At 39.2% G+C, this 25,228-nt stretch carries 23 protein-coding genes and 1 pseudogene; 15 read left to right on the top strand and 9 right to left on the bottom strand.

Translation table 11 applies throughout. The features are described from left to right. Positions 1-301: 301 nt before the first annotated feature. Entirely contained in the window at positions 302-1,204 is a 903-nt protein-coding gene (locus I2484_RS14295; RefSeq protein ID WP_207151718.1) for a cation diffusion facilitator family transporter, read from the top strand. A gap of 273 nt (positions 1,205-1,477) precedes the next feature. On the opposite strand, the gene I2484_RS14300 is transcribed toward I2484_RS14295, so the two are convergent. Next, the gene (locus I2484_RS14300; RefSeq protein WP_207151719.1) at positions 1,478-2,464 is read right to left on the bottom strand and encodes an LCP family protein; all 987 of its coding nucleotides are present in this window, start codon (positions 2,462-2,464) and stop codon (positions 1,478-1,480) included. Between the two features lie 276 nt (positions 2,465-2,740). Between I2484_RS14300 and I2484_RS14305 the strand changes: the two genes are divergently transcribed. Both I2484_RS14305 and I2484_RS14310 read left to right on the top strand, forming a co-directional pair. After that, positions 2,741-3,322: a branched-chain amino acid aminotransferase gene (locus I2484_RS14305; protein WP_207151720.1), complete on the top strand. Its 582-nt coding sequence runs from the start codon at positions 2,741-2,743 to the stop codon at positions 3,320-3,322. 14 nt (positions 3,323-3,336) lie between these two features. Then, a complete protein-coding gene (locus tag I2484_RS14310; RefSeq protein ID WP_255551434.1) occupies positions 3,337-4,281 on the top strand; it encodes a TRM11 family SAM-dependent methyltransferase in 945 nt (314 codons plus the stop codon). A gap of 42 nt (positions 4,282-4,323) precedes the next feature. Here I2484_RS14310 and I2484_RS14315 read toward each other — a convergent pair whose 3' ends face one another. Further along, on the bottom strand, positions 4,324-5,871 hold the full coding sequence (locus tag I2484_RS14315; protein WP_207151721.1) for a sensor domain-containing diguanylate cyclase: 1,548 nt from the start codon (positions 5,869-5,871) through the stop codon (positions 4,324-4,326). Between the two features lie 324 nt (positions 5,872-6,195). Here I2484_RS14315 and I2484_RS14320 point away from each other — a divergent pair, with 324 nt between their 5' ends. After that, complete coding sequence (locus I2484_RS14320) at positions 6,196-7,377, top strand: ABC transporter permease (protein WP_255551441.1); 1,182 nt, start codon at positions 6,196-6,198, stop codon at positions 7,375-7,377. A 48-nt stretch (positions 7,378-7,425) separates the two neighbouring features. On the opposite strand, the gene I2484_RS14325 is transcribed toward I2484_RS14320, so the two are convergent. Then, the gene (locus tag I2484_RS14325; RefSeq protein WP_207151723.1) at positions 7,426-8,811 is read right to left on the bottom strand and encodes a leucyl aminopeptidase family protein; all 1,386 of its coding nucleotides are present in this window, start codon (positions 8,809-8,811) and stop codon (positions 7,426-7,428) included. A 215-nt stretch (positions 8,812-9,026) separates the two neighbouring features. Further along, a complete protein-coding gene (locus tag I2484_RS21860) occupies positions 9,027-10,700 on the bottom strand; it encodes a MutS-related protein (RefSeq protein ID WP_207151724.1) in 1,674 nt (557 codons plus the stop codon). A 145-nt stretch (positions 10,701-10,845) separates the two neighbouring features. Here I2484_RS21860 and I2484_RS14335 point away from each other — a divergent pair, with 145 nt between their 5' ends. From I2484_RS14335 to I2484_RS14345, 3 genes and pseudogenes are all read left to right on the top strand, one after another. Further along, positions 10,846-11,520: a DNA alkylation repair protein gene (locus I2484_RS14335; protein WP_207151725.1), complete on the top strand. Its 675-nt coding sequence runs from the start codon at positions 10,846-10,848 to the stop codon at positions 11,518-11,520. 466 nt (positions 11,521-11,986) lie between these two features. Continuing rightward, positions 11,987-12,898: a DMT family transporter gene (locus tag I2484_RS14340; protein WP_207151726.1), complete on the top strand. Its 912-nt coding sequence runs from the start codon at positions 11,987-11,989 to the stop codon at positions 12,896-12,898. Between the two features lie 33 nt (positions 12,899-12,931). After that, positions 12,932-13,260: pseudogene (locus tag I2484_RS14345) on the top strand (tRNA-binding protein). 344 nt (positions 13,261-13,604) lie between these two features. Here I2484_RS14345 and I2484_RS14350 read toward each other — a convergent pair. The 3 genes from I2484_RS14350 to I2484_RS14360 all read right to left on the bottom strand — a co-directional run bounded on the left by I2484_RS14350 (position 13,605) and on the right by I2484_RS14360 (position 16,284). Beyond that, positions 13,605-14,042: a VOC family protein gene (locus I2484_RS14350; protein WP_207151727.1), complete on the bottom strand. Its 438-nt coding sequence runs from the start codon at positions 14,040-14,042 to the stop codon at positions 13,605-13,607. Between the two features lie 324 nt (positions 14,043-14,366). Beyond that, positions 14,367-14,816, bottom strand: a complete 450-nt coding sequence (locus I2484_RS14355; RefSeq protein ID WP_207151728.1) for a DUF1569 domain-containing protein — start codon at positions 14,814-14,816, stop codon at positions 14,367-14,369. 859 nt (positions 14,817-15,675) lie between these two features. Beyond that, a complete protein-coding gene (locus I2484_RS14360) occupies positions 15,676-16,284 on the bottom strand; it encodes a hypothetical protein (protein ID WP_207151729.1) in 609 nt (202 codons plus the stop codon). 226 nt (positions 16,285-16,510) lie between these two features. On the opposite strand from I2484_RS14360, the gene I2484_RS14365 reads away from it, so the two are divergent. From I2484_RS14365 to I2484_RS14375, 3 genes are read left to right on the top strand one after another with little or no spacing between them, the layout of a single operon-like run. After that, positions 16,511-16,834 (top strand): PadR family transcriptional regulator, encoded by a 324-nt coding sequence (locus I2484_RS14365; protein WP_149578618.1) that lies wholly within the window; start codon positions 16,511-16,513, stop codon positions 16,832-16,834. Next, complete coding sequence (locus I2484_RS14370; RefSeq protein WP_207151730.1) at positions 16,827-17,000, top strand: DUF1700 domain-containing protein; 174 nt, start codon at positions 16,827-16,829, stop codon at positions 16,998-17,000. Before I2484_RS14365 ends, I2484_RS14370 begins: the two co-directional genes overlap by 8 nt. A gap of 24 nt (positions 17,001-17,024) precedes the next feature. Further along, entirely contained in the window at positions 17,025-17,855 is an 831-nt protein-coding gene (locus tag I2484_RS14375) for a DUF4097 family beta strand repeat-containing protein (RefSeq protein WP_207151731.1), read from the top strand. A 178-nt stretch (positions 17,856-18,033) separates the two neighbouring features. Here the strand turns inward: I2484_RS14375 and I2484_RS14380 are convergent, their stop codons facing one another. Continuing rightward, entirely contained in the window at positions 18,034-18,537 is a 504-nt protein-coding gene (locus I2484_RS14380) for a DinB family protein (protein WP_207151732.1), read from the bottom strand. Between the two features lie 226 nt (positions 18,538-18,763). Between I2484_RS14380 and I2484_RS14385 the strand changes: the two genes are divergently transcribed. The 3 genes from I2484_RS14385 (at position 18,764) to I2484_RS14395 (ending at position 21,523) form a co-directional block, all read left to right on the top strand. Next, entirely contained in the window at positions 18,764-20,089 is a 1,326-nt protein-coding gene (locus I2484_RS14385; RefSeq protein ID WP_207151733.1) for a M20/M25/M40 family metallo-hydrolase, read from the top strand. Between the two features lie 60 nt (positions 20,090-20,149). Further along, positions 20,150-20,596, top strand: a complete 447-nt coding sequence (locus tag I2484_RS14390) for a YaiI/YqxD family protein (protein WP_207151734.1) — start codon at positions 20,150-20,152, stop codon at positions 20,594-20,596. Positions 20,597-21,067: 471 nt separating this feature from the next. Next, complete coding sequence (locus I2484_RS14395) at positions 21,068-21,523, top strand: GNAT family N-acetyltransferase (RefSeq protein ID WP_207151735.1); 456 nt, start codon at positions 21,068-21,070, stop codon at positions 21,521-21,523. A 243-nt stretch (positions 21,524-21,766) separates the two neighbouring features. Here I2484_RS14395 and I2484_RS14400 read toward each other — a convergent pair whose 3' ends face one another. After that, on the bottom strand, positions 21,767-22,771 hold the full coding sequence (locus tag I2484_RS14400; RefSeq protein WP_207151736.1) for an LLM class flavin-dependent oxidoreductase: 1,005 nt from the start codon (positions 22,769-22,771) through the stop codon (positions 21,767-21,769). 133 nt (positions 22,772-22,904) lie between these two features. On the opposite strand from I2484_RS14400, the gene I2484_RS14405 reads away from it, so the two are divergent. Together I2484_RS14405 and I2484_RS14410 are read left to right on the top strand one after the other, a co-directional pair. Then, positions 22,905-23,984 carry a type III polyketide synthase gene (locus I2484_RS14405; RefSeq protein WP_207151737.1) on the top strand — a complete coding sequence of 360 codons (1,080 nt, stop codon included), beginning with the start codon at positions 22,905-22,907 and terminating at the stop codon, positions 23,982-23,984. A 12-nt stretch (positions 23,985-23,996) separates the two neighbouring features. Next, complete coding sequence (locus I2484_RS14410; RefSeq protein WP_207151738.1) at positions 23,997-24,527, top strand: isoprenylcysteine carboxyl methyltransferase family protein; 531 nt, start codon at positions 23,997-23,999, stop codon at positions 24,525-24,527. Positions 24,528-25,228 lie beyond the last annotated feature (701 nt).

The raw sequence follows: 25,228 nt of genomic DNA on the forward strand, positions 1-25,228 counted from the left end.
AATGGTTTATACAAGTAAGGAACTTCTATACTTAGCCAGCTTGGCATAGAACCCTGCTATTTTCGATGTTTTTATTGGAAATTACATATTTGATCAATGATTAGGCCGATTAGCAGTCCTCAACCTTTTCCTTGCTGTCTGAATCTGACAGTGTTACAATTGGAAAACGTCTTAATTTAGCGAGTGATAGCTATGAATGCATTCAACCTAAACGATTATACGAATACCCTAAAACCTTGACAGGAGCCTGTCAAGGTTTTTTGTTTCCCTCGGGAAACATATCAATAGGAGGTCATCATTGATGAATAAGCATAGTCATTCAAGTGCTTCAATAATTGCGGTTTGGATTAGTTTAATAAGCAATATCCTACTAACGGGTATTAAACTCGTTGTGGGTTTCCTCTTTCAAAGTCCGGTCCTTCTAGCCGACGGTTTCCATAATGCAGGCGACGTGATTGCCAGTGGTGCCGCCTTGACCTCGATGCGGATATCCAAACGTCCCGCGGATGATGACCATCCTTATGGTCATGGAAAAGCGGAAGTCATTAGTTCTGCCATTGTCGCACTGATTTTAGGGCTAGCCGCAATTTATATTGCGTATGAAGCGATTTCTGCACTTTTTGAGGAACCTTCAAAAGCTAGTATAATAGCTTTACTGACTGCTTTCATTTCGCTTATTTGGAAACATGCCTTGTACGTCTATACAATCCGGATTGGTAAATTGACCAATAGTAAAGGGTTAATTGCGACCGCCTATGACCACTTGGCAGACGTCTACGCTTCACTAGCAGCTGTTGTGGGGATCGGGCTTGCACTCATTGGCGATCTGTACAACATTCACTTCCTGGCTTACGGTGACCCCGTTGCCGGTATCATTGTGTCGTTTTTAGTCCTCAAACTAGCGTATGTAATTGGTAAAGAAGCAATGGACGTCCTTATGGAGAAAAATATAAGCCAGCATAGACTGGATGAATTCGCGGCCTTAATCATGACAATCCCTGAAGTGAAACGGATTGACCGGTTACGCGCCCGGGAACATGGACACTATATTCTTGTCGATCTACGTGTCGGAGTGCCAGGTGAAATGACAATTCAGGAAGGGCATGATATTTCGCATAAAATCAGGGATACAATCATGGATTGTAATGAAGATGTGGATGAAGTTTTGATTCACTTGAATCCTTGGTATGAAGAAAATGAATAACAAAAGCGCAAGCGCTCTTTTTGCTTTTACTTACAGGACAGAAGCGGCAGAGGAAGGCAGCTGAGGATCGCGAAATCCTAAGCAATAAGGAGGGAATGAAGTCCAATCCCTCCCCAACTGCCTGACCCACGTCGTGTAGGCCCAGGGGCTAGTTGCTGAAGTCTAGACGTAAAATCCCTAGGTTACAACTTCTCTACAGTATGAGATTTAATAATTCCTAGACAAAAAAATTGCGTACATGTCAGTGACATGTACGCAATTTTTTGTCGTTACTTAGTTTTTCATTGAAGGTGACTCATCGCCCAATTCAGCGTCTTCCACTTCGTCCTCAGTCGATAAAAACTGTTGTAATGCCTGTTTGTTTTGCTCGAAATCGATACTAAGAACTTCCCCTGCCGCTACACGCTTCTCTTCAAAAGAGTGTTCAACAGGAATACGTAGCGTCTCTATTTTATCAGTCTTACCAAGAAGCAAACCTTTACCGATTGTAAGGATTGTTCGATTATCAACATTTGTATTAACGTACGGTTCCACAACACCTAGTAACTTAGGCAAGTTTAGTAAACTGTGGACGCTCACAGCTTCATCCTTTAATTTCGACAACGCTTCCTGCTGCCGTTCCACCCGCCCATAATCATTATGTTTATCGTGGCGGAAACGCACATAGCCAAGTAACTGTTCACCATTCAAAACTTGATTTCCGGGCTGTAATGTCATCCCAATTCCATGAGACATGGCATAAGGAATATCAACTTCTATCCCATTAGGAGCAACAACGTCTACGATTTTCGAAAATCCAGTAAAGTCAACAATTGCATAGGAATGAATATCAATATCGAAGTTTTCCTTTATCGTTTGCCTTACAAGTTCCGGACCCCCAATAGAAAAGGCAGCATTCATTTTGTGGTATCCGTGACCTGGGACATCCACATACGTATCTCTCATAATAGATACAAGTTTCATCTGATGGGTCGCTTGATTGTAATGAGCAATCATTAACGTATCAGCTCGTGCATCTTCATCTCCCCGCGAATCACTACCTAATAATAGAACATTAATTTCACCAAATTGTGGATCTGCACCTTCAAATTCACCATACGATGCATCGTCTTCTTTAACCATTCCTTCTTTTCCCAAAGATAATCCGCTATAGTATTGAGCTACCCCATATACGATTCCCGCTAACAGAATCAATGTAGTCACGATAAAGAAATTCCTTAGTCCTTTACGTTTTTTGATTCTTCGGTCGCTTCTTTTCATAAATAAATCCACCTATCATTAAATTCTATGTCATGTTTTATCGAATTAACGCCTAGCGCTATCTAGACTATAAAAATTCTATAGTTGTAGAGACATCTTGTCAACAATCGGTGGTCCCGATCAGGATACCCCCTCCCCTTTATTTGTCACCGCATCAATGGAATAATGCAAGAAAATAGATGTTACAAAATAAAAGCCTAATGGAACAATGTAGGCTATACTAGGAGATAAGAGGAATGCCGTTTAATACCTCTCTAGTCAAGGAGCTGATCTGAAATGTTAAAAAAACAGATGGAAAAGTATATTGCTGAAAATACGTTGGATAATAAAATCGAGTTCTTTCATGTGGATAAAGAGTACGCCGCCAAACATCAATTGATTGCTGGGGATGTAACCGTTGTAGAAAAAGCGTTTCAATTCATCGCAATCGAACGGTGCGTAAAAGAGACGGAAAATCTTATTCGTGAAGAAGATCAGAACTTTTTAAAAGACAGCATTTCATACTTGAAAAATCATATGAATGAATTTGTTTACGTAGAATCAAATGCTTTTGAAGTTATTAGAGTCGACGCCGTCGTTCTTGAACTTGATGATGTCTTTGAAACGTACACCGCCTTATTTGGACTGAAATTACAAAAGAAATTCGGGAATGACATGAAAGCATACCTTGACACACATTTACAGGGAGATGGTGCCAAGTATAGTGTGATGTTTTCCATTGAAGACGGTTTATGGGATATCAATTTTGCACTTGACTATATAGATGGTTTTAATGAAAACTTATCTTTTGTTGAGGTTTATCAACTGATGTACGACTTTATATTCAAAATGGTTGAGACCGTTGATGAAGCGCAGTGAAGGATGGGAATTAATTGAGTGATTTGGGTTTTATTTACACATATACACAACACACAGATGAGCATGATTTGTGCATGTTAGAGATGAGATCCTTTTTCGGCTTTGATGTCACTTCTACAGTATTGAGAAGTTCGATTAAAATTGATCCAAGTCGCAGCGCATTTATGAAAGAACGACTGGACATTATGTATGAAGGCGACAGCCTTGAGGTAATTTCACAACAGGTTGAACAATACGATTTAGGTGACTCTACATTTAGGGTCGTCAGTTTAAATACAACGGATCTCGATTCTACGAAAAAAATTGGACATCCGGAGCGTCGCAAAATCGAGCGAGAAATCGGCTTACGTATCAATGGTACTCCTGATTTAGTAAACCCACCCGACAATACGTTTGGCATTGTTTTATTGGATGGTAAGTGGTATTTCGGGAAGCATGTTGAAAGTGAATCCGTCTGGTTCCTTCATCAGAAAAAACCGCATATGTACTCTACCGCATTAAGTACACGTGTCGCAAGAGCAGTAGCTAATATTGCGATTCCACATCCAAAAGGTGTACGAGCAATCGATCCTTGTTGTGGCATTGGTACGGTGCTAGTTGAAGCATTGTCGATGGGTATTAATATCGTCGGACGGGATATTAACCCGCGTGTCGTTTTAGGTTCAAGAAAGAACATTGCTCACTTTGGGCTAGAAGGCACTGTAGATATCGGACCAATTGCAGAAGTCGTTGACGACTATGACGTCGCAATTATCGATATGCCCTATAATCTATTTACACATATTACACCTGAAGCGCAGCTCGAAATATTGAAGGAAGCACGCCGCTTTACAAAGAAAGTTATCGTTGTGACAATCGAGACAATCGATCACATGGTTGAAGAGGCGGGATTCGTCATTACGGACCGCTGTGTTGCGAAAAAAGGGCATTTTATCAGACAAGTACTTGTTTGTGAATAGAAGGAAAGACCTCGTTCATAGTAACGAGGTCTTTCCTTCTAATTAAACTTCAGATAATACAACTCTATTTCTTCCTTCTGTTTTTGCTTGATACAATGCCTTATCTACTCTGTAGTATAATTCTTCTATTGTTTCCAAATTTTCAAGATAACCACCAACACCTAAAGAAATCGTTATATAATCATTTGTAGGGCATAACGATGATGAAACAGTCGTTCGAAGCCTCTCAGCGATAACCATCGCCTCCTGAACATCCGTTTCAGCTAATAAAAGAATAAATTCCTCCCCGCCCAATCTGATACACACATCGTCGCCCCGTAAGATGTGGCTCATTTTTTTCGCGAGAAACTTAAGTACTTCATCCCCAATATGATGCCCGTAATTGTCATTGACAACTTTGAAATGGTCGATATCAATCATAATAACCGAAAACTGTTTTTTGTCTGTAGTCCACCTTGTAGTAACTTTGTCGCCATATCTACGATTCTTTAATCCGGTAAGAGGGTCTGTGTAGGAGCGTTCTTTATAATTCTCAACCCTCTGCTGCTGACTTTTCGCATATTCATGAATTGTTTCATTTAATTGCTTAGCCTCAAAATACCATGTTGGAATGTTAGCATATTGGTTTTGCTCCTCGTTATCCTTTAGTTTTGCCGAAAACATTGCTAATTTCCGAAGTGGAGATGATAATCTCTCAGTCAAAATAATAGTTAACAGGAAAAAAAACAGGACAAAAGGAAGTGCGTACAATAGCATTTTGTATATCATCCCCTTTAAAGGTTTGACGCTTGTTTCATAAGGTGTTTGGGAGACAACTCCCCATCTACTCGACTTAATGTATGTGTAGCCGGCAAGATATTCCTTCCCTTCTAAGTTCGTAACTTTTTGTGCGCCACTTTCATGTCCTAGAATTTTTTGTGCGACTTTATTTTCCTTGATCATTTCCCCGATACGTTTTGGATCCGGATGGAAAATCAACATCCCCTTATTATCGACTACCCACACATGAGAACCGTCCGTTGCAAAGTGTTCGTCGAGGATAGTATTAATAATATTATCTTCCTGCAAATAAATCGTTCCGCTTAAGAAACCCAGGTATTGGTTTTTTTCATTCCACAAAGGAGTGGAGACTAGAATGAGCAGTCTTCCAGTTGCAGCTTTATAAGGCATGGAGATAAGACTTTTTCTTTTAAGGAGTGCTTCTTTCGGACCCGCGGTATCCAGCTTTTTTCCTACTATGCCCAATTCCGGCGAGGTAGCAAGTACCACTCCCTCTTTACTTATAACCGATAGGGAATTAAAGTTTTTACTGCTAGTTAATAGATTTGCAAGTGTGCTAGATAATTTTTCAACGTCATCAATTTCTGCACTAATTTCGGAAGCTTTAACTTGCAAATTACTCTGCATTCCATTAAATACTTCCTCCGTCAAACGTGCCAATTTCATTGAATACACTCTGTTGATTTCTAGAGAATTATTTATCAAGTTTTCTTTTGTTACATAATAGCCAGAAAGCAACGTGATACTGAGTATGCCAATCATCGCGAATGATACGAGAAGCGTTATCCAGAATCGTAACGTTTTGATCATATGTATTACCTCTTCTTTAAGTTGTATTTGGTATCTATGATTATATCGGTTATAAAGGTGACAGTTGAATCACTAAAATTATTAGAAATAGACACTAAAATATCACTAATCAGTTTAATGCAGTATGAGAGGATTCCAATCCCCCCTATATATGGTATATAATTCGAGGCATGTACATATCTAAATTGTAACACTGTTAACTAATTATATTTAGGTAATAAACACCATTACATTCCCAATGATGTTTCGGTGATTTATGTTGTCCGCCTATGCTCAAACTATAAATTTCTTCAACTATTAAATAGTAAGTGTTGAAAGACGGTGATGGAAGTTAAGTCCATATGGGATGAAAGATTGAAAGAGCTTTACATTGAAATCGTGAAATACCTTTCTCTTATTGCAATGGGTGTATTTTATTCCCTTATCATCTTTGGCAGTATTTCTCTATATTACTACATGAAATTTCTTCAATGGTTACCTCCCCATTTTCCAACCGAAACGATAGCATCATTCGTAATTACATTCACTTTTTTAAAGGCTAACGTTCGTACATTTGTCAAAAAAGCTGATGTTATCTTTTTAATGCCAGCGGAGACAGCGTTATCCTCCTATTTTAAGAAATCAATGTTTTATAGTGCCTTTATAGATGCAATTCAATTGATAATCATGCTACTAATTATTAGCCCTTTACTAAAACAAGGGGAAATTTTCAATGCCGTATCCATTATTACTTTTTCAGGCTTAATCATCTTAAACATTCGCCTGACTTGGATTGAACAATGGCTAACTACTAAACTTCAAAGGCTCTTCCACAAAGTCGTTCGATTTTCAACATTTTATACAATTATTTATTTTATGTTTACAGGTGAGTGGGCAATTTCAGTGATCTTGTTGCTTGTCAATTTCCTTCTATGGTTCTATGTATTTACTACGCAGGCCAAAGGGATTAATTGGAGTTTTTTAATAAACCAAGAAGAAAAGTGCTTGTTAAAGATCTATAAATTTATTAATTTCTATATTGATGTCCCTCACCTTAAGCATTCGGTTAAACGGCGGAAGCTTTTAGGTTGGTTGTTAAAAAAAGTAATAACTTATAAACTTTCTTCTTCCTACACGTACTTATTTTCACACTTATTTATCAGGTATAATGAATTTTATTATTTGTATGTGAGATTAACCTTAATCGGGATTGGCGTTAGTTATTTCTTTCCTGCTTATGGCTGGTTTGTTGCTTTTCCACTATTACTTTTATCCGGGTATCAGTTACTCCCTTTACAATACTCGATAAATGACAGTTCCCGTATTTATCCCGTATCAACTAAGACACGTAAACAGTCTTTTCAAAAACTACTAATGAGCCTGTTAATCGTACAACTACTTTCTTTCAACTTGGCTTCGTTTAGTCCTATTTTCGATCTAAAAGTCGTTGTACTAATCTTCATGGAGTTGCTAGTTGCATACTGGTTTGTATACTTTTTCGCATCGAAACGCATTTTTGTTCAGTAAATTTAATAACCAAAAAAGAAAGTGCCCATGACTGAGCACTTTCTTTTTTCAGTTTGAAACAAATGTTGTATAGTCGGCCAAGAGACGTGCGCCGTAACCAGTTGCAGATTTCGCGTAATATCCTGAAGCGCTGTTTTTACTCATCATGCCTGCCATATCGACATGCAACCATTTACTGTCTTTCGGTACGAAACGGCGAAGGAATAAGCCTGCTGTAATGGATCCTGCCCCGTCTAATGAACTGATGTTATTCATGTCCGCATAGTCACTGTCTAGGGACTTATCATACGCTTCGACTAATGGCATCGGCCAGATAAAATCACCGTTTTGATCACCAATTTTTTTCATTTGGGTAGAAAGTTCTTCATCTCCGAAAACACCACCGATTTCAGTGCCAAGTGCATTGACGATTGCACCTGTAAGCGTAGCGATATCGACGATGTATTCAGCTTTCCACTCGCCTGCACGAATAAGTGCGTCTGCTAAAATGAGACGCCCTTCTGCGTCAGTATTGCCGACTTGAACTGTCAATCCATTCTTGTAGGTGATGACTTCACCTGGTAAGACAGATGTGTTATCTGGCATGTTTTCCACGATTGGAATAAGTGCTACGACATTTACTTTTGCTTTCGATTTCGCAAGCAATGTGAGTGCACCTGAAACGGCAGCTGCTCCACCCATATCCATGCGCATATCACTTAAGTCTTTGCCGCTCTTCAAGCTGATGCCGCCTGTATCGAATGTCACGCCTTTACCGACGAGTGCCACAAGCGGTTTAGACGCGTCGCCTTTGTAGACGAGTTCAACGAATGACGGCTTGTAGATACTACCACGAGCGACTGTCAGCACGCCGTTCATTTCCATTTCCTCCAGTTGTTCTTTGTCAAAGACATTTACTTCAACATCAGTACCTTCAAAGTTTTTCTTCAGTACTTCTGGGAACGTTTCTGGATTTAGGACGTTTGACAGTTCATTCATCAAGTCGCGTGAGAATGCGGTTGCTGCCGCACGGATTTTACCTGCTTCAATGGATGGCTTTGCTTCGTCGCCCACTACCTGAAGTGCAGTCTGGAATGCTGTAACCTCCGATTTATATGTAACAAATTGGTATGCCCCTAGTTCCCACCCTTCTGCAAATGCTGTTAGGACAGATTCTTTATCCAACTTTGCGTAAGCATGCGAAAGAATTTCTGCTTCAATAATTGCTGTTCCGGCTTTTTGAGCGCTTACATCACGAGCAATATTCCCTGCTGTTGCGCGAACTTTTTCAAGTGTCGCCTCTTTTTCTTTGCACTCTTTTACTACAATATAATGCGTTTCTTCGATTATTACAGAACTATGCCCCGCCTTTTGATTGGCTACAAATTGTTTGATTGCAGCATTTCCCGAAACAATTGGATCGTTCGCAAAAATAACTTTCACTTCATTAGACATATGATTTCCCCCTGGATAAATTATTTCGACTTCTAAAATAGTTTATCACAAGTTGTCCAACTTCAACGAATTATCTTTTTATAAAAGAAACCAAACGCCTATCTCCATGAACTGAGCGAAGGCGCCTACAAGAGCTAGTGTATTCAACTGGATTTATTTTTTCAACTTATCTAGCTAATCCAATACTAGTAACCCTTTCAATGATTTCTGTCAGCTCATTGCTTTCCAATCTCTTCCCACTCACGTAATCGCGTAAAATGTTGTGCCAACCCATTTGCTGTATTTGTTATACTCGCCGGATAGTCGAGTATTTCGAGAAGCCTGATTGCATTCCTTGTTAGTGAAGGACCTGGATGGACCGTATAATCAAACTGGATTTCACCGTTTTCAATGGATTCTCTGAAGTGATGATTTGTATACCGATGCTTTGCCATCTCGGTCAGTTCGATATCGTGAGATGCAATCACATTGATGCCTTTATTTACAGAAAGCCACTCCATCATTGCAGCAGATGCAGCGATCCGTTCTATCGTATTTGTTCCTTTCAATATCTCATCTATAAAGGAGATGCATGGCTTTTCTTCTTCAATCAACTGAATAATCCGTTTGAGCGATTTAATTTCGGCGATAAAATAACTATCTCCATCTAATACATTGTCCTGTATCGCCATAGATGTCACGATAAAGCTCGGTTTCATCATCCATTTTTCCGCCAATGCCGTATTTATTGTCTGTGCCAAAATCGCATTAATAGCGATTGCTTTAATGTACGTTGACTTTCCAGATGCGTTGGAGCCAGTAATCAACGTACATTTGCCAAGGGTCGATGTATTTGTAACTGGCTTATCAATAAGTGGGTGAGCCATATTTCCGAATGAAATTTCTTCTTTACCAATAAAAATAGGCGTACAATATGTATCAAGCGATTTACGGTAAAACCCGACGGCAATCGCAGCATCGAGTTCACCAATACGCTCCCAAACTTTACGGTACTCCTCTTTATGATTGGATACCGTTTTGATGATTTTATTATAGGAAATGAAATCTAATAAGAATAAGATTCGAATGTACTCAAAAATAAAATCAAATTCTCCGCCGCCTTCTTTTCCAAATGCAACAATTTTTGTCAACGTCAATACTTTTTTAATAGGTTGTACCTGTTGTTTGAATTCCTTTGCATATCTTGTGAATTCAGGATGTTTGACGGACGCTAGGCTTTTTGCAGCATGAATGATGGCTGCTACATACGAGACGGCAAACAGTTCATTTTCTAACATCGATTTATTTCGATAGTAAATGATTGTATTGAGTAGAAATGATCCTAAAATAAGCATAATCCCGTATTTCAAACTAGAAAACATCAGGGTGATTGACACGATTGGCAGTACACCCAATAGAATATAAATAGATGCATGTTTAATTTTATTGCCTTGGTTTTCGTGAAAAAATGATGATGAATTTGTATAATTTCTTTTTCCTAGACCTGACAATATCAGAAGAAGCTCTTCCCTTAATTCCTGATTGCTTGCCAATAAGGTATAAAGTTCCTCATTATTTTGCAACTGTACAAGGGATGGGTTGATATCTCTAAGCTGATTGAATAAGTATTCTGACCCTACAGTGGACTGTGTATAATTGAGCTTTTTGAAGACTTCATTCATCGCTAAGTCATCCCACGTCAACTGATCTACGCCATCATACCCTAATTTAATGTTTTTCTTGTTTTCCCAGTAAGATGAAACTGTTTGGAAACTCTCACTAGCCGCGTGGAAGTGCCCCGATTCCCATTCTTTCCGGAACTTTTTAAGTTTCTTGTTGTTTTTCGTTAGGAAATGATAAACGATAAAAACGACCACTAGTAGTATGATAATGATTAAAGAATTCACCACTTTAACCACGCCCTTCTTTATATACCTTATTATGTAATACGTTTAAAAAGTTTGAAAGTTTCAGTTTTTTTGTTTCATCATCATTCTCGGCCTCTTATCATACTTGTGGCACTTTTCTTACTCAAACCTTCTGGAGGTAATTTCATTGAAAAAAGTATGGAATCATCAAGGAATTATTGAAAAATTTGAAGCGAATCGCAAGGAAGAACTGGCTGGTCCAATGACTGCCTATATGAAAGGTCATTTCCCTTTCCTCGGCATCAAAAGCCCACTTCGTAAGCAATTATTAAAAGAGCAGTTTGTGGAATACGCGTTGCCTGAACCTGGACAACTTTTTAATGAGGTATGGAAACTATATAATCTTCCAGAGCGGGAGTACCAATATTCAGCATTTTCTCTGATTGAGAAAATGAAAAAGCATCTAACAACAGAAGATTTCCCTGCTTTACTTCAATTGATTGAAACGAAGTCATGGTGGGATAGTGTCGATTCGATTGCTCCACATTTTGCTGGTCGTATTGTAAAACTTGATCGCGATTACGGCGAAAAAATCATGCTGGAGTGGTCTCTTTCTAGCAATATGTGGACAAACCGTTCTGCGATTCTTCATCAACTAAAATTCAAACAAGAGACGGATACGGATTTATTATTCGACATTATCAAACAACATTCTAGTTCAGGTGAATTTTTCATCCAAAAAGCGATTGGTTGGGCTTTACGGGAATATGCCAAGACGAATCCGGATTGCGTGAAATCATTTGTGGATAGTCATGCTTTAAAACCACTTAGTAAAAGAGAAGCTCTGAAACACTTTAAGTGAAAGTAATAAGACATCTGAAAATCAGTAACGGGTTCGGTTGATGGGGAGAAAAACGCTATAGACAGTGTAACTATCATACTAATCGGCATATTTTTCAACAGTAAATTAACAATATAAATGGCAAATAAAAACGCTCAGAAGGTGGCGTTCTTTTGACTTATATTCACTATCCTTATTTTACTATAGTACCAGTTAGCTCAATAATATTATTGGCATGGCACTCCGTTACATAGTCAAAATAGATTTTCTACTATTAATAATTTACAACCTCAATTTATTTTGTAATTAGTAAAGAGATTTGGTAAAATAAGTTCATTACTTAATATTAAAAAGGGGTGAACAATTATGTTTTACGCACCTTTATTCGAAAATGATGTACCAGTAGTACTCTTCCGCTCTTAATGGAGAGATAGCTACTTCTCTCCGTTAGGGCATATAAAGCCTTAATTAAAACGGAGGGTATAAAATGAAAAACACACTAATTGGTTCTTTATATTTAATAATAGCTTCAAGTATCTGGGGAGGTATGTATGTTGTCGTTAAAGTATTAGTGGCAGTCATACCACCATTAGAACTTGTATGGATGCGTTATTTAATAGCATTAGTTGCACTAGTCATAATTGGACTGGTGACTAGACAAAATTGGAGAATTAATAGACGACACTTTGGCATTATAATTGCTATTGCAATTATAGGGTACGTCATTTCCATTGTGACTCAAGAAACAGGTACAATGCTTTCTACTGCACAGATGGGTGCTATTATCACTTCCACAACACCCGCATTTATGGTTTTGTTTGCTAGTTTAATCCTTAAAGAACGTTTAACTTTAAAGAAGGCTATTTCAGTTAGTTTAGCCACTATTGGTGTGATTATCATTGTTGGAATTGATGATATTAATATGTCTAGCATGCTTGGTGGAGTATCACTTATTATCGCAGCCTTAACATGGGCGTTAATGTCTGTACTCATAAAACGTATACCTAGTGATTATTCACAAATTGTCGTTACGACCTATGCTACTTTAATTGCTGTTGTTGTTATAACTCCTTTTGTTATACCAAAATTACCACAAATTGATATGAACGATTTAACTAATCCAACCATTTGGGGAGGTTTAATTTATTTGGGTGTAATATCGACATCTATTGCATTTCTATTATGGAATCGTGGATTACAAATGTTAAGTGCCTCCAGTGGTGGAATTTTCTTTTTCTTTCAACCCATTGTTGGAACATTATTGGGATGGTTGATACTAGGTGAAACGATTAGTATTACCTTTTGGATAGGTTCTATTTTAATTCTCTTAGGGGTCTTACTAGTTATTAAAGATGGACAAGAAGAACAAAAACACTCTAACCATTCTTTTTCTCTATAAATAATGTGAAAACAAATTTTAGGAGGTATTACTATGGCAACTTTTGACGATTTCCAAAAATTAGATATGCGTGTTGGAGAAATTACAAGAGCAGAAGCTTTTCCTAAAGCAAGAAAACCAACCTATAAATTATGGGTGGACTTTGAGAAGAGAAAGGAATTAAACAAAGTAGTGCTCAAATAACAGATTGTTATGATTTAAATGAACTTGTTGGTAAACAAGTATTAGGAGTAGTCAATTTTCCTCCTATGAGAGTTGCTGATTTTAGTTCAGAGGCTTTAGTGATGGGTGTTTATTCAGAACAAGGTATTGTTCTTATTGAACCTCAGCAAAAGGTTAAAAAAGGTGACCGTTTAGGGTAAGGGTGTTATGTACACATAGCTTAAAAATTTCACCTAAAATCAAAGTCAAAGTTAAAAAACACAAGTGGTATCATTCACTTGTGTTTTTTATTTTTAATAGTCATTCAAACAGCCTGTTTTTTTAAAGTCAATGTTTCACTAACCTGCATCTTTAGTTGAATAAAAAAAAGGGTGCTAAACCCCTAATTGAAGTAAAGCAACCCGTTAGTTGAATTAGAACAGAAACGCTTACATAACAATCGTGCCCGCTTGCGGAACAACTTTATCGACGTGATTACCTATTTCACTGGCGGTCTGTCAAAATTCATCAATTATTGGCCCGATAACTATTAATTACCCGTATTTTATTTGATTTTCTCCGCCAACTCTAAAATAATTCCCTCTGGCCCACTGCAGTAGCATAACTTATAACTTTCTTCATAGTGTAGTATCTCACTAAAGATTTTCGTGCCTTTCTTTTTCAACTTGGCAACAACAGCTTCAATATCTTCAACAGCAAATGCAATATGCCGGATACCCGGAGTATTTGCAAAAGGTTGCTGAATTTCTCTTTCATCTGACGGATTATAAAATTTGATTAGCTCTATCCACACCTGACCGTCTTGCGTCCCCAATCCTACACATGCTACTTTAACGTCATTAAGCCCAAATACCTGATTTATCAACTCTCCTTCCATTTCCCATTCCCCATGCACCTCAAGGCCAAAATCGAGAAAAAAATCTTTAGCGGCAGAGAGATCATTTACGATTACACCCACATGATCTATTCTATGGATCTTCAAATCTCATACCTCCTATGTTCCTGTTATTTTGCAATAACTTGTATTCTTGATAAGTTTGTTTGTAATTCTAATTCGCTAAAAACAGAAAATATCCTTGTCCAATAAACTGGCCCAATTGTTGAACAGGAAAAGTGAAGCTTATTCAACAATCACGCCCGTTTAAGGCAAAACAAAAGATTATAAAAAGACATACTGTTGTTTGCTTCAAATAGTAATTGAGAATAAATCAAAGCACAGTTCATCTTATGATAGAGAATAGTAATTTGGCTAAGAGATACTTTCTTCAACTAATGATGCACGTCGTTTCATTTTGTTTTTCAATGTTTAAACTCCAAACTGTTTAAAATGATGGTCAAGGTGCTTGTATATTCCTATACCCCATTGCTCAGAAGTAAGTTTCCCGAAAAAAGGATGCGGATGAGTTGTGCAATTCTCTGGTCCGTTATTTTGAAATGCGATAATTTTTTGTTTAAGCTTTTCTTTTTCCGTGTCAAATTCTCTATCATCTGCGATCAAAATGGTTGGAATAGTAGACAAATTATGGGGCAATGTCTTGTCATTGTAAATAATTTGTTTTGCAAACCTCCCTACTATTATTCCTAACCAACTCCTTGGTGGGAAAGAATTTCCCATTGCAATGTCTTGGAAAGATGAACAATGCGCTAGCATTTGGGCAACATCCATTTTTACCCATCGCGGTTGTGAATTTGGACTCAATTTGTCAATACGCTTCAAAACTTCTGCTGTATGCATATGATTAAAAATATTCTTCATTAGTGCATATCCCCTTTAATTATTATGGGTCAACCTTCTTAATTTATTTGGCCCGATAATTGAACACAAGTTAAACAACACTGTTCAACTAGTCGAGTAGAAGGGAACCTCTCTACCTTGCGGTAGATTGTGTTCCTCCCCCCTCACAGAACCGTGCTTGCGCTATTTACGCACACGGCTCTTCCTAGTCACCATTCACATAATGTAGCTAATCTCTTTTGATCAGATTTTGCAAATTCTGCTATCCTTACTAGTTTTGTTTCCATTTATTATCCCTACCTCTGTGTGTAGTAAATGTGTCTCTAGTAAGGGTGATGACTTGGTAGCAGCCTTTCCTCCATCGGCATTACCCAACTTCATTGGTACTACGCTGCTATCCGACTCCCTACACGGCATTTGGCTTCCTTGCTTATTATCGCTTGTACACCATACTCTTCTATAAGAAGAAAAGACCGGTAGGGTCTCCCGAGTTGCCGTATCATATCAATGTGTGACGTGCCAAGGTCTCTGACTCCAGAGAGGTTTTATCCATCTTGCCTTTAACGATGGATAAAATGTAGCTTTCTGCCGCAGGTAAGGCATCAGCCCTCTCGATTTACTAACATTTTGGAGCTCAATCCCTTCAACCATTTGGCTTTCGGCCCGCCACCTAACTGTCTACGCTTAAAGGCTACTGTTACCAGTAGCCCTCCAAGACTCGCTACGAGTGAATGGCTAGTTCTTTCTCGACGGGAATCCCACCCGCTATATGACACGACCTAGGCTCGGCCGCACACCTGCTCGTTAGCGCAATAAGAAAAGCATTATTGTTGTTCCGTTCAAGCACATGTTAGGTAAAGTAAGAAATTACTCTTTCCGATTAATTAATATGAAATTTCAATCTTCTTTCATCAAAAGTTTTTTCATCTTCGGTTCCAAATCCGTAACCATCAAAAATAATTGAATTTACTGGAACTAGCGGAGTTAATGCGATTTTCCAATTACCATCTTCCAATACAAGAACCACTAAGAAATAATTAACCCCATTTATGTGATACTCATTTTCGTGATAAACCTTATAATCAACCGCAACATAAAACGCCCTTTTAATACTGTACTTATCCATATAACGATTCGGTAAATAATTTTCAGCATAATCATATGGTAGCTCTTTCCACTTTATTAATCGAGCTTTTCTAATATTGAGTAAACCTAACTTTTTTTCCTGGTTTTCTTCATCATCCATAAAACTTTTCATTTCATTTGCTTCTTCCTTAACATACCACTTATCTACATTAATCCATCGATTTGCATTTATATCATTAAAATAGCCAGCGATTACTTTTATTGCAGATTTATACCTAACTTCAGTGGAGCTTTCGCGGATTGAAGGAGAAGTAGTGTTGGGATTCGCAATTACTGTTCCATAATTCAACCCACAAATTAATATACCAATTAAAACCAACAGAAGAGGGCCACTTTTATTCAATATCATCACCCCAAATCATATTTGGGTTTAGTTTATGCAGTTCAGTTAAAACAATCCGTTGTAATTCAATGTTTTCTCCCCATCAACCGAACCCGTTAGAAAATCAAGTGCTTTTTGATATCCAGTACCTTGCAATGAACAATACCTTATGATATATTGTTGTCAACGAGTACTTTGTATACGCCAGTACTATTCATTAATTACTAGCGGAAGGAGTGTGTGTGAAGTGAATGTGCAATTCAAAAAAGGCGTGCTGAATTTATGCGTGCTTGTTCTTCTCGATAAGCAAGATCGCTATGGTTACGAGCTTGTGCAAAAGATTTCCGATCAAATTTCCATTTCTGAGGGATCAGTTTATCCCCTGTTGCGACGTTTAACGAAAGAAGGTTATTTCACGACCTATTTGCAGGAATCAACGGAAGGACCTCCCCGTAAGTATTATAAATTGACGGATGCGGGTCGTACCTATCTTCACGACCAATTAGCGGAGTGGAAAAATTTCACGGATGGCGTCAATACATTAATCGAGGAGGGTGTACAGAATGACTGAAAACCAATTTATAGGTGAACTTGAAACTGCATTGAAACGACTGCCTACTGAGGAACGGAATGACATTATTCAAGATATCCAGGAATACTTCACTAACGGTCGTGAGGATGGAAAGTCAGAAAGTGAGATTGCTACTTCTCTAGGATCTCCTGTTAAAATTGCTTAGGAATTACTTGGGTCGTATTCATTTGTGGAAAATAAAGCGGAATTCACATCGACGAATGAAGTCATTACAATCCAAGATGATCGATTTTTGAATGTCGACATCAACGTCCAGCATGGCGCACTAGTTGTCAGCCCGTCTGACAGTTCGGTGACGACCGCCGAATTAATTGGCTCCAATGAGAAATTGAAACTAACTGCGGAAGTGGTTGGCGATACATTGTTCATCCGGCTGAAAAGCCTACGCCACTGGTTACTCATGTTTAATTTCAACATGAAGGCAGTGACACTCAACGTTTTCATTCCTAAGAAGCTGTATCAAACGATTGTGATGAAGACAGATAATGGACGGATTTCTGCCGAGAAAATACTGTGCAAAAAAATCAGTGTGAATACCGATAATGGAAAGATCCAATTAAAAGAGATTGCTGCCACGTCGTTGACTGCCGAAACGGATAATGGACGAATTGAAGTTGATAAGGTGCAGGTCGATCATTTACGCACGAAAACGGATAACGGGCGAATTGAAATGCGTCATGTTGATGCGGACAGCATTGTAGCTGAGTCTGATAACGGTCGAATCGAGCTCGAACATGTTACGGGTTCCATTGTCGGCAGTACGGATAATGGACGGATTACGCTTCAGACGGATAGCCTTGATCGGAATATTGATTTTCAAACGGATAACGGAAGTATTGTTATCCAATCAACTAGCAAGCCAACGAATGTTTCCATTCATACGAAAACCGGACATGGTAAAGTCGATGTATTTGGCGAACGAAATTCACGGACGGTCATCGGCGCTGGTGAACATACGATTCGCTTGAAGTCGGATAATGGACGGATTACGGTAGGGTGATTGTGGATATGGTTGGTTAGCGAAGTTATATGCTTGGCCTTCAACGTTATATGATTGCTTGGCTGACGGATACGGTCGGCAACTTTATATTCTCGCTCTCCATGTCAGCCAGTAAATTTCAAGAAAAAAAGCTGATGATACACCGATTTTCCGGTGTATCATCAGCTTTTCAATGTTTTCACACGACTGGCGCTTCTCCGCCAAACGCTGCCCACTCTTCACGGGATGGTCCGTAGACGCCCGGTACACGCAAGCCGGCTTGCCTCATGAGTACTGTCATTTGACCGCGGTGATGCGTTTGGTGCGCTGTTAATATAGCTAGGACAGTTCCAATCGACCATTGCTCCCCGTACATCTCTTTTAATTCGGCCAACGATTCATCAGTCCACTGTTCTTTGATTGCTGCAACCATTGCTTCATTAGTTGAACTGTAAGCTCCCGCGATTTCGGCAGCCGTTGTTGGTACAGCTGCATCGTGAGGATTCGCTTCGAAAGTAAGACCTGTACGTGACATCATCTCTCCAAGCGTTGTGACGACATGCCACGCGATTCGGCCAAGGGTACGATCTTCAGGTGAAACTTCTTGTTCAAGGGATTTATCAGTTAATGCATCTAGTATTGTTTGTGTCGATCCACTTTCATGGCCCCAGTTAATAAGAAACTCTTCGATTGTTTTAAACAACTATAATCCCTCCAACTTCTTCTAAACTCTATAAACCTTTTCGCCATTAGTCGTAATTTCTCCTGCAATATCATAAAAATAGAGGACGAGGAGGCATCCTCTATTGGCTGTTTGTGGAACTCTTTATTTTATCATCTTCCACAACTACACTCATTATTCCCTATCATGCTTATAATGAAACAACATCGTCATGGTATAATTTTCAAAATTAGAATGGAGGAATTTTGTGGCTCGTAAAAGAATGCTGTTTTCATTCCTACTATTATTTTCTATGCTACTGACAGCTTGCTCGGCGAAAACATCCGGTGTGGATAGTCCTGAATTTGATCAAGCACAAACTGAATTTATCGAGGAATTAAACATTGAAAAAATTTACACTTCACTGAATGAATTAACGAAAAATCCTCGAGTAGCTGGCACTAGTTCGGAAATGCGTGCAGCTGCTTTTTTGACTGCACAATTGAAGGCGGAGGGCTATGAAGTTGCCGTTCAATCATTCGATTTCGAAAGGTACGTCATACCGGAGTCGCACGACCTGGTTGTCGAAGGTTTTTCAGGTCAACTCTCACCCGCCCCGTTTCAATATTCGGTTGACGGTACTGTTGACGGCCTATTGGTCGATGCAGGATATGGTTTGAAAAAAGATTACAAAAAAATTGATGTGAAAGGGAAAATTGCACTTGTCGCTGTCGATAAAACCGCTTTTTCTGAACTGGTTTTATTGGCATCAGATGCTGGTGCAAAGGCAATTCTTCTCTATTTCCCCGATGAATTAGAAATTGATAACTGGACGCTTGGTAAAGAGCATTATAACGACTTCATTCCAGCGCTAGCTCTTACTTATGATGAAGGGACAAAGCTTGTTGAATTAGTAAAAAATAGTACTTCTGTCAATGTGGCTATTAAAATTAAAGGGGCCCGTATTGACAAGGTTGCATCACAAAACTTGATTGCCACTAAGCATGCCACCTCAGAAGCGAATGATGACATCATACTAATTGGTGCCCATTACGATTCCGTCGATGAAGCACCCGGTGCGAGTGACAATGCAAGTGGTACTGCAGTTGTCCTTGAACTGGCTAGAATGTTCAAATCGGTTCCAACAAGTAAAGAAATCCGATTCCTATTTTTTGGTGCTGAAGAAGAAGGATTACACGGGTCAGAAAAGTATGTAAGTGCACTGACGAAAGATGAAATTAAGCGCTCTGCCGCCATGTTCAACTTGGATATGGTTGGCAGTGCAGACGCGGGAGATTTAGCCATTCAAACGATAGATGGAGCGGACAATACCGTTACAAAAGCTGCAAGTAAAGCTAATGAGGCACTGAATGGTGATCCAATTGAGACCGACTTTGGAGACAGAAGCGATCACACACCTTTTCATAACGCAGGAATCGACGCTGCATTGTTCATTTATGATCCTGTGGAAGCGTGGTATCATACGCCAGAGGACACAATTGAAAAGTTAAGTAAGGATCGCCTTATTAACGTCGCCAAAATTGTTGGTACATCGGTTTTTGAACTGACTTTTTCAGGAATGATTGAAGAGTAATACAATAAGAGTTCTTTATTCACCCAATTTGGCATACTAAAGATAAAGGGAGGCTGCTTTATGACGACCATTCTAATCGACGCGGATGCGTGTCCGGTTGTGAAAGAAACGATCCGAATAGCGGGGACCTTCGGATTTCGCTGCATCCTTATCTGCGATACAACCCACGAAATGCATCGGGATGGTGCAGAGACAATTATCGTCTCGAAGGGGGCGGATGCAGTCGATTTTGTGCTTGTAAATCGCGTACAGAAAGATGATATTGTTGTAACACAGGATTATGGATTAGCCGCAATGGTACTTGCAAAAAAAGGCCATCCACTCGATCAAAACGGGCGACTCTATACGGAGGACAACATCGACCAGCTGTTATATGCCCGTCATACAGCTCAGAAAGTCCGAATGGCTGGTGGACGATTACGTGGTCCAAAAAAGCGCTCCAAAGAAAGTGATTTGAAGTTCGAAGAGAGTTTGAAGAAGTTGTGTGCGGAGCTTGTAGAGAAGTAAAAAAAGAATCTGTAAGCATCTTATCAACAACTGAAATAGAGCCCTAAACCATAATCGGTTGGGCTCTTTTTTATCGTTATCGTTATTTTTTATCTCTTAATTCTTTTAAAAGTTCTATTATACGGTCATTTTGCGTTTCAATAGAATTTATTCTTTATAAATACTTTCTATTCTATGTTGAGATAAAATATTCCATTGAATTCACTATTGCGCTCGGGGATGCCTTCGCTAAGTTGAAATAGGTATTCATTTGTTCATTATGTATATCACCTCCGAGATTAGTAGAAGATATAAAGGTATTTACGGTAAATAATATGCTATAATCAAAATGCCGCAAATTTTCAGTATTTCTATTATAGGAGGGGTTTATTATGACAAAAATACGTATATTTATTACTAACACCTACAAGGGGATAGCGACTAATTAACAAATTGGTTTAGTGTTTCCCCGAATTTTGAAAGGGGAAAATCATGAGTACAGAGAATGTGAAAATTGTAGAATTAAATGCAGAAAATTGGTATGACTGTTGTGAATTAAAGGTATCAAAAGAACAAATAGAATATATTGAGCCAAATGCTATCTCAATAGCTCAATCAAAGTTTGAACTTACGTTAAGGCCATATGCTATTTATGCTGAAGAAAAAGTAGTCGGCTTTTTGATGTACAACTCTGTTCAAGAGGAACTTGATGGTTATTGGGTATATAGAATAATGGTAGATAAGCAATTCCAGGGTAAAGGTATTGGTAAAGCTGCAACTAAACTAATGATTTCAGAAATGGCTAAATCGCTGAATGCCAAAAAGATTGTTGTAGGTTTTCATCCAGAAAACTTGGGAGCACATAATTTGTACTCAAGTTTAGGATTTATTGACTCTGGTGATAGGTTCGGTAAAGAAATGGCAGTTATTAAATATATAACCGATTGATAAGCCAATAAGCACCTAAAAATTTGTACTAACTGATGCTTCAATTGTATATCGAAAGAGCCTGTTTTGAATAATCCCTTTCAAAACAGGCTCTTTCTTTTTGCTCGCTTTTAAATTTCTTTCCTTGCTACTGCTTTAAATTGCTCCCCAATGAACGAAAACCCCGAAGCATATCGACAGTTTTTTTCATGGTTCTGTCATCTTTTGTACAAGTTATGCGTACGTTGAAGTGTAGACAATCGTTCAGACTAACATTTCCTTAGCGATCAATTCATAGGATTTCAGCTTATCTTTAAAATCGTAAGCAATCATGACAAGCATCACTTCATCTGCATTGTATTCTTCTGCTATTTTTTCAATCTCAGCCCGAACCTTTTTTGGCGTACCGACAATCATCCGTTTGCGATTTTCGAAAACCCGTAGCTGTTCGTAATGACTATACGGATAAGCTAGCGCCTTGTCGGGTGAAGGAGTTCCGACTGAGGGCATGCCCTGTTCAAGCATCACCATGGACAGATCAAGTGAAGAGATAATCCGCTCCGCTTCTTCTTCCGTTTCTGCACAGGCGAAGAAAACAGCAACTGCCTGCGTAGGCTTTTGCAAATAGACGGAAGGCTGGAACCTTTTACGGTAATGGTTCGCGTACGAAGGGCCGCCTTCTCCATTGATAAACTGCGCAAACATATACGGCAATCCCTTTTCTGCTGCGAGCAGTGCAGAACTTTGGCTTGATCCCAACATCCAGACTGGCGGTGCCTCTTCAGTGACCGGCGTCGCTTTCAAGCCTTGATACGCGTGATTTGCGGGCATTGTGTCATTCAAATACATGAGCAGATCATCCACTTGCTCTGGGAATTTATTGACATCACGGTAGTTCCCGTCATGCAATGCATATGTCGCACGCGGCATTCCGCCCGGTGCACGGCCAACCCCTGCATCAATCCGTCCTGGAAAAAGCGCTTCAAGAAGCTTGAAATTCTCAGCTACTTTATAAGCTGAGTAATGAGGCAGCATGACGCCGCCCGACCCTAAACGGATTGTAGACGTAACAGATGCAAGATGTGAAATAAGTATTTCAGGTGAAGACCCAGCAAGAGTCATTGCGTCATGGTGTTCAGAAACCCAGAACCGCGTATAGCCCCATTCCTCGGCTTTTTTTGCGAGTTGTGCTGTATGTTGTAGCGATTCCGCGGCGTTACTGCCTTCAGAAATCGGTGATTGGTCTAAAATGCTTAATTTTATGGACATAAAAGTCCCCCCTATCTTTAGTCCCTTCATTTTACATGAACTAGCTTGTTTACATGGTGGGCATGCTCAGGTTATTGGTTTGGTAAAGTCCTATTAAGGTAATAAATACTATTAATGAAGCTGGAGGTTGCCTATGCCAAAAATTCTTTCTGTCAGTACATTCAAACCGCCTCATGAAGTGAAACAGCAACAAGCAGTAGAATTGACTCGTTCACTTTTCAGTGAGAAATACAATGATATTGAACGGCTTTTGAAAGTCTTTCAAAATGGCGATATCGAGACGCGAAATGTCTGTATGCCCCTTGACTGGTATGGAAAAGAGCATGACTTTGAAGAACGCAATAAGTTATACATTCAACACACTGTCGACTTCGGTGTACAAGCCGTGCTGTCGTGCCTCCAAGGGGAAGGCATGCTTGATGAACCGATTGAACCGTCTATGATTGACGCCATTTATTTCATTTCAAGTAGCGGGATTTCAACGCCAAGCATTGAAGCACGCATTATGAACCGGCTTCCTTTTAGGGATAATACAAAACGTGTTCCGATCTGGGGACTCGGTTGTGCTGGAGGTGCTACAGGTATTAGCAGGGCCTATGAATATTGTCTTGCATTTCCCGAAGCAAACGTCCTTGTACTCTCAGCTGAATTATGCAGTTTGACGTTTCAGAAAGACGATTATTCAAAAAGTAATCTGGTAGGGGTCTCACTTTTTTCAGATGGGGTTGCTTGCGCATTGGTTTCTGGGGATAAATCTTCTGTGAAGGTTAAAAAAGCGATGCCTAGGGTTATTGCTACCACTTCCAAACTGATGCCTGATTCTGAGGATGTTATGGGCTGGGAAGTTAAAAACTCTGGACTATACGTTGTTTTCTCAAAAAGTATTCCTGCTGTCATAACAAATTGGCTCGGGCCTTTCGTCCATGAATTCCTTAGCGAACACGGGCTAAAAAAAGACGATATTACACACTTCGTCGCACATCCAGGTGGTAAAAAGATACTTGAAGCTTACGAAAAAGCACTAGGATTCGATCACAGTAAAACGGATATTTCACGCGATGTACTGCGTCACAATGGCAATATGTCATCCCCTACAATTCTTTACGTGTTAGAGAAGTTCATGGAAAGTGAACCTGCCGCCGGTGAATTCGGACTAATGGCAGCACTGGGTCCTGGATTTTGCGGTGAACTGCTGTTATTGAAATGGGAATGAGGTGTTTTGCAGATGGTATTTTCCATTGTCATTTCAATCGTTATCTTACAGCGTCTTATAGAACTTGTTGTTGCGAAACGCAATGAGAAATGGATGCGTAGCCAAGGCGCATTTGAAGCGGGTGCCGCCCACTACCCCCTTATGGTTGCCATGCATACCGCATTTTTCATTTCACTTCTTGCGGAAGTCATTCTGCTCGATCGGTCACTATCGTCAGTATGGATTTTATTTCTCGTCATTTTTTTAGTGGCGCAGATTGCACGGATCTGGTGTCTTACTTCACTCGGAAAGTTCTGGAATACAAAAATCATCATCTTACCTGGTGCGGACGTTGTGCAAAAAGGTCCGTATAAGTGGGTGCGCCATCCGAATTATGTAATTGTGACGACCGAGCTCTTGGTTCTTCCCCTCATGTTCGGCGCATATTTAACAGCAATCATTTTCACATTACTGAATGTCTGGATGTTATCCGTGCGGATTCCCGCAGAAGAGAAAGCATTGAAGGAAGCGACGAATTATAAGGAGACGTTTTCGCTGGACTAATAATCGACGAACATATTCGATACCAACACATGAAACCTACTTTTCTAAAACGATAAAAAAAACGCTGAGCTCAACTATTAACGGGTTCGGATGATGGGAAGAAAACATTAAATAGCGTTCAAATTGGGGACACAATTCACATATGAATTGGTGTCTCCTTTTTTGTTGTTACATCAATACTTTAACAGGTTTAACAAATGAATTAGCAAATCAATTCACAAGCGAATTGAAACTATCACATAAATTTATGTGGTGTCGTTAAATCTAGTGCTAAAAGGGTTGCGAATTGATATGCTAAAGGTAATTCGTAACACTTATTTCTTGTAGGATATTGAAGTTTTTATGTTAATCTAAATAGAGATTGTGAAAGGTTTCACTCAAACTAACGGGGCAGGTTAGTTCAATACGTTCATTGCGAAATTGTATTGTAATTTAGAAGAAGGAGGTGAGGGATTTGAGATATCGCAAAAGAATATCTTTTGCCATAATAGTTCCACTCTTGCTCATTATTACCTTGGAGACAGTGAATTTGATATTGTATAACAACGTCATGAGTATGTCTTTACCAGTCGCTGTTTTAATTAGCGCTGTCATTGGAAGGGAGTGTCAATATTTATGTGTAAATGACAATCCAACCTTTTCATTGTGAATACACTTATTGCTTTTTTATAACTTACGAGTAGCACTTATTTGCTCTTAAT

The sequence above is a fragment of the Sporosarcina sp. E16_8 genome (assembly GCF_017347095.1).
In the GTDB taxonomy this organism is placed as follows: Bacteria; Bacillota; Bacilli; order Bacillales_A; family Planococcaceae; genus Sporosarcina.

Coding starts and splice junctions, on each gene's coding strand:
- I2484_RS14295 (WP_207151718.1), top strand. CDS start 302: ATGAATAAGCATAGTCATTCAAGTGCTTCAATAATTGCGGTTTGGATT.
- I2484_RS14300 (WP_207151719.1), bottom strand. CDS start 2,464: ATGAAAAGAAGCGACCGAAGAATCAAAAAACGTAAAGGACTAAGGAAT.
- I2484_RS14305 (WP_207151720.1), top strand. CDS start 2,741: ATGTTAAAAAAACAGATGGAAAAGTATATTGCTGAAAATACGTTGGAT.
- I2484_RS14315 (WP_207151721.1), bottom strand. CDS start 5,871: ATGATCAAAACGTTACGATTCTGGATAACGCTTCTCGTATCATTCGCG.
- I2484_RS14320 (WP_255551441.1), top strand. CDS start 6,196: ATGGAAGTTAAGTCCATATGGGATGAAAGATTGAAAGAGCTTTACATT.
- I2484_RS14325 (WP_207151723.1), bottom strand. CDS start 8,811: ATGTCTAATGAAGTGAAAGTTATTTTTGCGAACGATCCAATTGTTTCG.
- I2484_RS14340 (WP_207151726.1), top strand. CDS start 11,987: ATGAAAAACACACTAATTGGTTCTTTATATTTAATAATAGCTTCAAGT.
- I2484_RS14355 (WP_207151728.1), bottom strand. CDS start 14,816: ATGAAGAATATTTTTAATCATATGCATACAGCAGAAGTTTTGAAGCGT.
- I2484_RS14370 (WP_207151730.1), top strand. CDS start 16,827: ATGACTGAAAACCAATTTATAGGTGAACTTGAAACTGCATTGAAACGA.
- I2484_RS14390 (WP_207151734.1), top strand. CDS start 20,150: ATGACGACCATTCTAATCGACGCGGATGCGTGTCCGGTTGTGAAAGAA.
- I2484_RS14395 (WP_207151735.1), top strand. CDS start 21,068: ATGAGTACAGAGAATGTGAAAATTGTAGAATTAAATGCAGAAAATTGG.
- I2484_RS14400 (WP_207151736.1), bottom strand. CDS start 22,771: ATGTCCATAAAATTAAGCATTTTAGACCAATCACCGATTTCTGAAGGC.
- I2484_RS14405 (WP_207151737.1), top strand. CDS start 22,905: ATGCCAAAAATTCTTTCTGTCAGTACATTCAAACCGCCTCATGAAGTG.
- I2484_RS14410 (WP_207151738.1), top strand. CDS start 23,997: ATGGTATTTTCCATTGTCATTTCAATCGTTATCTTACAGCGTCTTATA.